The following is a 9,754-nucleotide window of genomic DNA, read 5'->3' on the forward strand; positions in this document are numbered from 1 at the left end:
AACATTTTTTGAATCGGTATAAGATAATTTGACTAACGATAAAATTTGTAAAGACGTTGCATTGCAACGTCTCTACACACACGTAATTACTATGGACAATCCTTAACTGAACTGTATTGTATTATATTGTGGCAATATGCATAGTTAGTATATGCGATCGCACACAAAGCTCACCCATGCAATCACAACTTCAATCTCACCTCAAAATAGTGGCAGATCGAGTTATAAATTAATTTTCCAGGCGGGTAGATTGCCCGCCTTACAAAAACAATTAACCCAAACCGGACTTTAACTCACTCCGCGCTTTCTCCAACGCCTCTGGCAACTTACTCGCATCGCGTCCGCCTGCTTGTGCCAAGTTGGGGCGTCCACCGCCGCCACCGCCGCAAATTTTGGCGATCGCACCAATAAATTTTCCAGCTTGCAGTCCCTTCTTATTCACTTGGGGCGAAAAAGCTGCAACTAAACTAACTTTCCCAGGTTCAGGAACCGAACCCAGCACTACCGCCGCACCACTGCCAAGTTTTTGCAGCAAACGTTCCGCTGCGGTTTGCAAAGATTGTGCATCAACGTCTTCCAACTGGGCGACGAGAATCTTATAATCGCCGACAGTTTCGACTGTTTGCAGCAGGCTATCAGATTTGGCTATTGCTAGCTGTGACTTGAGATTTTCTAGTTCCTTCTGGGTAGTTCTGAGTTCGTTTTGCAGAATGGTAATTCTGTCTGGTAGTTCTTCAGGTTTGACTTTGAATCTGTCACTCAAATCTTTGACTACTGTATCCCTAACATTTAAGTAATCTAGTATCGCCGGGCCGGAAACCGCTTCAATCCGCCGCACCCCAGAAGCTACCCCACTTTCAGAGATAATTTTGAACACACCTATTTCAGCTGTGTTGCTAACGTGAGTACCGCCGCACAGTTCCATCGACACGCTAGGGAAATCAATCACGCGCACTTGTTCGCCGTACTTTTCTCCGAACATGGCGATCGCACCTTTGGCTTTTGCTTCAGCTAAGGGCATAATTGCCACTTTCGCTGAGTGCGCTTCCGCAATCCAAGTGTTCACCTGTTCTTCAATTTGTTGTATCTCTTCTTGCGTGAGAGGACGCGGACAGTTGAAGTCAAAGCGCAACCGATCAAACGCCACCAAAGAACCCGCCTGCGATATCGAATCATCAACAATTTTCTTTAACGCCGCTTGTAGCAGGTGAGTTGCGGTGTGGTTAGCTTGGAGACGACGCCGACAAGCGCGATCGATTTGGGCGCTGACGGTATCGCCTACCCGCAGCGTACCGCGTTCAATGTGTCCGAAGTGGACATAGAAATCTGATTCTTTCTTGACATCGTTAATCGTGACGACGACACCAACGCCCGTGATATAACCTTTGTCGCCAATTTGTCCTCCAGATTCCGCATAGAATGGCGTTTTGTCGAGAACTATTTGTACATCAGTTCCTGCTTCCGCTTCTTCTTCGCAAACACCATCTACTAGTAACACTTCAACTTTCCCAGTCGCCGCCGATTGGGTGTAGCCTAAGAATTCCGTGGCGTGAATGTGTTCTGCTAGCTTGTCGAGAGAACCTTGCACTGTTAAGTCGATGGTTGCGTGTGCTTCTCTGGCGCGTTGTCTTTGCTTTTCCATCTCAGCATCGAAACCACTAACATCAACTGTGAGGTTATTTTCCTCAGCAATTTCTTGAGTTAGTTCTAAGGGGAATCCGTAGGTGTCGAACAAGGTAAACGCATCTTCACCGCTAATTTCGGTTTCGCCTTGTCGCTTCACCTTAGCAATAATTTCCTCAAGCAGTTTTTCGCCTCTTTCCAAAGTTTGGAGGAAGCGAGATTCTTCTCGTTGCAACTCTGCTTTGATGGAATTTTCCCGCTGGCGGAGGTTGGGATAAGCATCTTCAGCAAGTGAGATAGCAACCTCAGCAACTTGCGGTGTAAAGACGTTGCATGCAACGTCTCTACGGTAAATGCCAATTAAACGTCCGTGACGCACCACCCGCCTAATTAAGCGTCGCAACACATAACCCCGTCCGACGTTGGAGGCGCGGATTTCATCAGCAATCATATGGACGACAGCACGAACGTGATCGCCAATAACTTTCAGAGAGACTTTGGTTTTTTCGTCACTCTGGGTGTAGTCAATACCAGCAATTTCTGCTGCTTTTTTAATAATCGGGAAAATTAAATCAGTTTCGTAGTTATTGGGAACACCTTGGAGGATCTGCGCCATTCTCTCCAAACCCATGCCGGTATCGATGTTCTTGTTAGCAAGGGGTGTTAACTTGCCTTCTGCATCGCGGTTGTATTGCATGAAGACGAGGTTGTAGAACTCGATAAACCGAGTATCATCTTCTAAATCTATATTGTCGTCGCCCCTTTCTGGATGAAAATCGTAGTAGATTTCAGAACAAGGGCCGCACGGGCCAGTAACACCCATAGCCCAAAAGTTATCATTTGCATCCATGCGCTTGATGCGCTTTTCTGGGACGCCAATTTTATCCCGCCAAATAGCGTAAGCTTCGTCATCTTCTTCGTAAACGCTGACAACAAGGCGTTCAGGGGGTAAGTTAAATACAGTTGTGGAGATTTCCCAACCCCAAGCGATCGCTTGTTCTTTGAAATAGTCGCCAAAGCTAAAGTTACCCAGCATTTCAAAGAACGTATGATGCCGTTTCGTGCGTCCGACATTTTCGATGTCGTTGGTGCGGATGCATTTTTGGGAGGTAGTGGCGCGTTTGAATTCTGATGTGCGCTGTCCCAAAAAGATGGGTTTAAATGGTACCATCCCCGCGATCGTCAGCAGCACTGTCGGATCTTCTGGCACGAGGGAGGCACTTGGGAGAATTTGGTGTCCCCGTTGGGCATAGAAGTCAAGGAATAGGGTGCGTATTTCGTTACCGCTGAGGTACTGGGGATGAAAAGACATGGGTTTCTACAAAGGACTAGGGGATAGGTAATACTTCTGAAGAAGGATTCACTTGCTCAGTGTAATTGCATAAGCGATCCTCATCTGAATTTATTTTTGCATTTTGTTTGAGTTTGCTGCCAGCCGAAAACCATATACCAGAAGTGATGATATGTGCAACTTTCTATAGTGGCACAATTTCCTAACTGTAGTAGGATGAGCGATTTAACTTGGTTCAATAAGATAAATCTTTATAATTCATGGTAATTTTACGTACTGAGGTTACTTATGGCGCTGAAATTAAAAGTTCCAAATATAGCTTGTGAAGGCTGTGCTGAAACAATTACGGAATCTATCCACACAATGGAACCTGATGCCAAAGTTGAAGTAGATTTAAAAGCTAAAACTGTAACTGTAGAGTCCGCAGCTTCAGAAGAATCTATTAAACAAGCAATTGTTGCAGCTGGTTACAGTATTGAAGGCTATCAATAACCATTGAATGGGCGATCGCAATTTCACAGTAGGATACACAATAAAATTCCCTACTGACTTTCGCCACTCAAGAGGAATTGCATACACCAAAACGGATAAAAACCTTTTTTCTCTTCGTGTCTTGGTGTCTTGGTAGTTAAAAAATCTTGAACCACCAAGACACCAAGGCACTAAGTATTTTAAAGCAAGTTATTAGACTTAGCTTTGTCAATACTGACGAGTTGGAAATGGTAAGAAACACTGAAGTAATTGTTATACAGATTTTTTCAAATATAAGTGCGTAAATGCTTTTACGGATAAAATAAAAATATTATCAATGCTTTTGATGTCAGTACAATAATACCTGGAACTTTTACTGAGAGGATAAAATTGACTAGTGAATTGAAGATTTAGTGTAAATATTTTATCGTCAAAAAATTTTAGAGCAATGGCTCCTGGAAATTACAGTCATACTTTTATACTTCCAAAGATTATTCAGTATTTCTACTGTTTTAAATCAAGGATATCAGGGCAGAAATTAGGTATCATAAATTTCAACTCTAACCAGTGTAGTCAACTAAGTATGATGAGGAGATAAAAATTGAAAATTGCTTGTGGATCGGTCAGTAAGACAATAAAATATGGGGTTATACCCCTCGCTAAAAAAGCAGGTATATATAGTATCTAAAGTAAGCCTTAACAGGTTTTACCTGAGTTATTCCCTTAAATTTGAAATAGGGCAAAAAGCAAAGCAATGAAGATTTCCATTCTGGTCTTTGGAAGTGATAACTTTCTTGCCACACTTCCAGATCAGATCCGTGATACAACCGCTTTTAGTGTAGAAGTTATTACTAATCTTAGTCAGGCGGTATCTCGTATTCAAATCACACCGCCCGATATTTTAATTGTGCAGGCTAGCCTGGATGACAGTATGGAACTCTGCTGTTGGCTGAAAGAGCAGACAAAATTATCTTGGATATACTGTATTCTTTTGGAGGATCGTCCCCAACTGCTTGTTGATAAAAGTAAGTATGGCTGGGAGTGGGAATTGGAAATGACTTCCATCGCACTCAGGCAAGGGGCTGATGCTTATATTTGGCATGAGACGTTGCATGCAACGTCTCTACAGGAGGAAAAAACAGATTTTACCTCAGCTGAGTTAACTGCTAGCCAGCGCTTACTATTAGCGCAATTGACAGTAGGCTTGCGAAAAGCGCAGAAATATCGCGATCTGATCCGGACAAATGATTTATTGTCAGCGATCGCTTTGGCTGATTCACTGACAGAGTTGAGTAATCGCCGGGCGCTAGAGTGGGACTTGCCTAGGCAAATTCAAAAAGCCCGTACCAATGGCACTCCCCTAAGTTTAATTATTTTAGATGTTGATTATTTTAAAAAAGTTAACGATTCTTACGGACATTTAGTAGGCGATCGCCTCTTGCAGTTACTATCAAATCGGCTGCGGCACAATCTGCGTTATCAAGATACTCCTTTCCGCTATGGTGGAGAGGAATTCGTGATCCTTTTGGGCAATACAACTTGCGACGAAGCATTTGTTGTCGCGCGTCGGCTTAATCGCCTAGTCGGCGAACAAGCATTTACAATCAACAGTCAACTGTCTATCAACGTCACCATTAGTCTCGGAACAGCTTGTCTGCGAACAGAAGATGATGCTAATGGAATTAGCCTGCTGCATCGTGCCGATCAAAATCTTTTGCAAGCTAAAGCTGCTGGACGTAACCGTGTTATGGGCTGCGAGAACTACTTTTCCCAGTCTACCTCCCATCTTCGAGTTGCTTCTTCATGATGATGAATTGTGCATTGTGAAGAATTTCATAATTCATAATTTTTCATTCATCATTTTTATGCATTCTGCTACTGTAGCGCGTTGTCGCATGGCATCTACTAAAGCTTGATACACCGACCAATTTTCTTGCAAGAGGGTTTTGGCTTGCAAGGCGCAAAATCGCTGTTTTTGATCGCAAGCAAACGCAGAAAAACCCAAACTTTTCAAAACCCCTGCTAGTTTAGTTTGATCATCTGCCCCACCTTCGGCATTTTTATACACTAAAGTTTCAGCAGTAATACCCGCCATCCAAACAGTGCAGTAGCGATCTAGCATTTGGGCGCTGAGAGTACCCTTTTCTAGTTGGGATGCTAACTCCTCATCATCAAAACTCACGCCACCTTGTCCTGGTTGCTTTTGTCTCCAAGCTTCCCAAGCACTGAGAGTGTAGCCGACAACAGGAATGCCTAACAAATAGGCGACAAGGAAGTGTCCGGCTTCGTGATGGATAATGCGTTCTCTGTGTTCGGGAGAAAATCCTGCTATCCAATCTAAAAGTATGTTTCCACCTTTGCCTTGCAAGCTGAAAGCGTCTAATGTCGCTATTCCCAAAATTGTGAAGGTGGCAAGTGCAGGTACAGTGGGCGATAAGTTAAACAATGGCCCCAGTAGGCTGGAAAGGGTCATCACAAAGACAGAAATTGCGATTAAATTCAGGGCAGTTTTGCTCATCCTGATTACGGTCATGCTGCTTAATATTTCTTAATTTCATTATGGAGCGATCGCAGCAAGCATGAAAACTGAAATTATTTACGTATTAATACCATGTTAAATTATTTTTTCGGGCAGGGTAATTTCGCGTCTCTACGAACAAACGTGGTTTTTTAGCCTTTAGGTTGAATACTGAATCGGTGTTCTAGATCCATTCCACGAAATGATCCGCCCTTGATAATGAAAAGTTATTAGGGAAATACTTAAAACAAAAGAACGACGACGATTATTACCGTTATGCTGATGAAAAGCGATATAACCAAACACTGATTTGGAGAGTGCTTAGGATCATCCAGTTCTAAGGTTGATGCCACTTAGTTCCAAGTGGTCTTATGTTTTTATTCATGAAATCAGCAAAATTTGTGGAATCGGCAAATTCAACAGTGATTTCAAGAAGGGAAATCAACTAATTGAGGAGCAACAATGATACTCACCATTCATCAAGCTAACGTCTCAGCTAAACTCAACAAGCTTGTTCTCAAGCAAGGTGCGTCAGTTGATCTGCCCACTGTTAATGACGAAGTTGAAGATCTAAAAGCAGGCTACTGTCTTGATGGTGACTTACTCGATACAGTTGACGAGAGTCGCTACCAACAAGAGGGTAAAGCTTCTCGGGAAAACTACACTGCCGTTATTAGCCTGCTAGGAAGCTTTATCTTCATGGCACTAGTGGCCTTAGTTGCTTCCACTCTCTTCCCGACTCCAAGCACACAAAACCGTAACAGTACCAATACTACCGTGGATATGACACCAATGATTACACCTATGCAGATGATGGGGCCTAACTGAATGGCACTTTGCTAGCCCAATTTGTGTCCGACTATCAGCAGGATTCCGAATGTAGCGATCGCTATTGCGTAAAAGAGTAGCGATTTGAAACGCACGCCTCTAGCAAAGGAAAACGCAAAGGGGCGCAGAGTCTTGGTACAGAAATTCCGCGCGCAAACTTATGCAATGTTGTACTAATACCAATTCTCTATAACCTCGCAACGATCGATCTCCGCGTCCGGTGCATCATCATCTGTAGCCGTCTTTTGGAGAATTGATATTACTTACAACCTTGGATCTACAGGTTCACTCTCTAGTGCCAAAATCCCAAAAACGCATTCATGCACGCGGCGCAAAGGTGCATTAGCGACAAAACATTCTAGCGCTTCAATACCTAAAGCAAACTCCCGCATTGCCAAAGAACGCTTGAGTGATAATCCCCTTCGGCACAGACGTTCCAGGTTCTCAGGTACTGAGTACTCTAATCCGTAGATAATTCGCAAATATTCTCGTCCGCGACACTTCACCGCAGGTTGTAGAATTCCCCGGCTACCTTTGACGATGAATTCCATCGGTTTAACTACCATGCCTTCACCTCCCATCGCGGTTAGTTCTTGCCACCATCGCACTGCCTCTTTTTGATTGCTAGGATCTGCTAAATCTATGACTTTGTATGCCGTCGCTACTAGGAGGTCTGGATCGTGTAGAGCAATTTTTGCTACTTCCTCCATATGCCAGTAATGGTTTTTGTCAGTGTGTACGGCTTTTTCTGTTGCCAAGATATGGAAAGGCGCAAGCTTATAGTCAGAAATATCATTAACTGGCCAGCAGTAGCGGCGGTAAGCAGTAACATATTGCTTTGCCATTTCAGCTCGTTGTTGATAATTGCCCAGTTGGGTACTGACATCAACGCCACGTCGGTCTGCCTTCTCCAGTAATGTTACAGCATTGCTGAGGGCAAAGCTTGAGGCTACGCCAACGGGTGCATATTGTTCTCGCAACAGCCCTTGAGCTTTGGCAGACCAAGGCATCAGTTCGCAGTCCAGACAAACCCATTCGGTGTTAAATTTATCCCAAAAACCACTACCAGAAAGGGCGCTATTTAACCGTGCCAGCAGTTCTGCTTCTAGGGCTGGGTTATCAAAAAATCTTCTGCCAGTACGGGTGTAGCAGATACCAATACCTTCATTCACAACGCCAAAACGCTTTCTGGCTGCTGTTTCATCCCGGCAAACAATCACCACAGCCCGCGAACCCATGTGCTTTTCTTCGCACACTACTTCTGTAATTCCCTGGTTGTGGTAGTAAGCAAAAGCTTGTTGGGGATGTTCTAGATATCCTGGTTCTTGGGATGTTTCCACTGGAGACATAGTGGGCGGCAGATAGATTAGCCATTTAGGGTTGGCAGCAAAACGGCTCATCACTTCTAAAGCTGCGATCGCATTTTCTTCTCGAATTTTGATATTTGGTACTAGGCGGGTATTAACGATCCGCTTTCCCAGTACGTCGTCAATGTGCAGTACGTCATCTAGTTGCTGCTGGGCTGTCATTACCGTTTGTACAGCCGTGTCCTTATCTACTCCCCCAATCGGTTTCACCGGTTGGCTGTAAATACGGGCAGCAGGAACGCTTACCAGTTCCTTTTCTGGATAGCGCAGGGCAGTAAGTTTGCCTCCAAATACGCAACCTGTATCAATATTAATCGTGTTATTGAGCCATTCAGCAGTCGGTACAGGCGTGTGTCCGTAGACAACCATCGCCTCACCTCGATACTCTGCCGCCCAGTTGTAACGGATGGGTAAACCAAATTCATCAATTTCGCCCGTAGTTTCGCCATATAAGGCAAACTCCCGGACTTGAGCCGAACCTCGTCCCTGATACTCCTGCTTCATGCCAGCGTGGGCAACTACTAGCCGGCCATCATCAAGGACGTAGTGACTCACCAAAGTATCCAGAAATCCTTTCAATTGTTTGGTGAAATGTTCGCGTAGCTCTTCTGGCAAAGCTTCAATTTCTGCTAAAGTTTGCTCTAAGCCATGATTCACCTTGACATTTTTACCCCGTAATTTTCGCAACAGCTTGTTTTCGTGATTACCAGGAACGCAAATAGCTGTTCCCGCTGCGACCATGTTTCGCACCACTTTGACCGTATCGAGGATACGCGGTCCTCGGTCTACCAAATCACCGAGAAAAACGGCCTTGCGTCCCTGGGGATGGTAATAAGTGGGAGCATCCCAGAGGGAGGGAGTGGGCATTGGGAATTGGGCATTGGGAATTGGGCATTGGGAATTGGAAACTTCTTTTGCCCCTTGCCCGATGCCCCTTGCCCCTGTGTCTTTGACGTATCCTAATTTTTGCAGTAAAGCTTCGAGTTCGTCGCAACAGCCGTGAATGTCGCCAATGATATCAAAGGGACCGTGTTCGTATTTGCGGTTGTTCCAGAGGGGTTGACGCTCAATTTCTGCGGCGTCAATTTCTGCGACAGAGTTGAGAATGTAGACATACCGAAAGCCTTCTCTTTCCAATCCCCGCAGGGAACGCCGCAAAAACTGGGTGTGACGCCGCACCACATGGGGGCCAAACTGACGATCTGGGCGTTGTTGGTTGCGTTCGTGACATTGTTCTTCTGGTAAATTGAGAGCGATCGCTACGGGGAAAAAATGGTACTGTCGCGCTAACTGAACGAATATTTTGCGGTCTTCTGGCAAAAGGTTCGTGGCATCGATAACAGTCAGTTTCCCAGCTGCTAAGCGTTTAGCAGTAATGAAGTGCAGCACATCAAAGGCATCTTTGGTCGCGGACTGGCTATTTTCATCATCAGATACTAATCCCCGACAAAAATCTGAAGACAGCACCTCAAACGGATGAAAGTGTTTGCCCGCAAAAGTTGATTTCCCAGCACCGGAAGCACCGATAAGGACGACCAAAGAAAGTTCGGGAATAGTTAATTTCATCGTTAGTATTTAGTGGTTAGTGGTGAGCCAGCGCGGTCTTGGGGAGGCGCTCTATGTGCGGAACCTGCGTCCGCACATAGAGCGCCGTGG

General features: G+C 44.8%; 6 protein-coding genes. 3 read left to right on the top strand and 3 right to left on the bottom strand.

The window, feature by feature from the left end; translation table 11 throughout:
- Positions 1-271: 271 nt before the first annotated feature.
- Positions 272-2,935, bottom strand: coding sequence for an alanine--tRNA ligase (alaS, locus tag HXY43_RS14125; protein ID WP_290883845.1), 2,664 nt, complete (start codon positions 2,933-2,935; stop codon positions 272-274).
- Between the two features lie 267 nt (positions 2,936-3,202).
- Here alaS and HXY43_RS14130 point away from each other — a divergent pair, with 267 nt between their 5' ends.
- Both HXY43_RS14130 and HXY43_RS14135 read left to right on the top strand, forming a co-directional pair.
- A complete protein-coding gene (locus tag HXY43_RS14130) occupies positions 3,203-3,406 on the top strand; it encodes a heavy-metal-associated domain-containing protein (RefSeq protein ID WP_290883847.1) in 204 nt (67 codons plus the stop codon).
- 733 nt (positions 3,407-4,139) lie between these two features.
- Positions 4,140-5,192 (top strand): diguanylate cyclase, encoded by a 1,053-nt coding sequence (locus HXY43_RS14135; RefSeq protein WP_290883849.1) that lies wholly within the window; start codon positions 4,140-4,142, stop codon positions 5,190-5,192.
- A gap of 33 nt (positions 5,193-5,225) precedes the next feature.
- Here the strand turns inward: HXY43_RS14135 and HXY43_RS14140 are convergent, their stop codons facing one another.
- Complete coding sequence (locus HXY43_RS14140) at positions 5,226-5,903, bottom strand: ATP-dependent Zn protease (RefSeq protein ID WP_290883856.1); 678 nt, start codon at positions 5,901-5,903, stop codon at positions 5,226-5,228.
- Between the two features lie 462 nt (positions 5,904-6,365).
- Here HXY43_RS14140 and HXY43_RS14145 point away from each other — a divergent pair, with 462 nt between their 5' ends.
- Complete coding sequence (locus HXY43_RS14145) at positions 6,366-6,731, top strand: hypothetical protein (protein ID WP_290883851.1); 366 nt, start codon at positions 6,366-6,368, stop codon at positions 6,729-6,731.
- A gap of 263 nt (positions 6,732-6,994) precedes the next feature.
- On the opposite strand, the gene HXY43_RS14150 is transcribed toward HXY43_RS14145, so the two are convergent.
- Positions 6,995-9,664 (bottom strand): polynucleotide kinase-phosphatase, encoded by a 2,670-nt coding sequence (locus tag HXY43_RS14150; protein WP_290883854.1) that lies wholly within the window; start codon positions 9,662-9,664, stop codon positions 6,995-6,997.
- Positions 9,665-9,754 lie beyond the last annotated feature (90 nt).

Source organism: Fischerella sp., assembly GCF_013388695.1.
Taxonomy (GTDB): domain Bacteria; phylum Cyanobacteriota; class Cyanobacteriia; order Cyanobacteriales; family Nostocaceae; genus PCC9605.

Excerpts from the sequence above, each read along its gene's own strand:
- alaS (WP_290883845.1), bottom strand. The coding sequence starts at position 2,935 with ATGTCTTTTCATCCCCAGTACCTCAGCGGTAACGAAATACGCACCCTA.
- HXY43_RS14130 (WP_290883847.1), top strand. The coding sequence starts at position 3,203 with ATGGCGCTGAAATTAAAAGTTCCAAATATAGCTTGTGAAGGCTGTGCT.
- HXY43_RS14135 (WP_290883849.1), top strand. The coding sequence starts at position 4,140 with ATGAAGATTTCCATTCTGGTCTTTGGAAGTGATAACTTTCTTGCCACA.
- HXY43_RS14140 (WP_290883856.1), bottom strand. The coding sequence starts at position 5,903 with ATGAGCAAAACTGCCCTGAATTTAATCGCAATTTCTGTCTTTGTGATG.
- HXY43_RS14145 (WP_290883851.1), top strand. The coding sequence starts at position 6,366 with ATGATACTCACCATTCATCAAGCTAACGTCTCAGCTAAACTCAACAAG.
- HXY43_RS14150 (WP_290883854.1), bottom strand. The coding sequence starts at position 9,664 with ATGAAATTAACTATTCCCGAACTTTCTTTGGTCGTCCTTATCGGTGCT.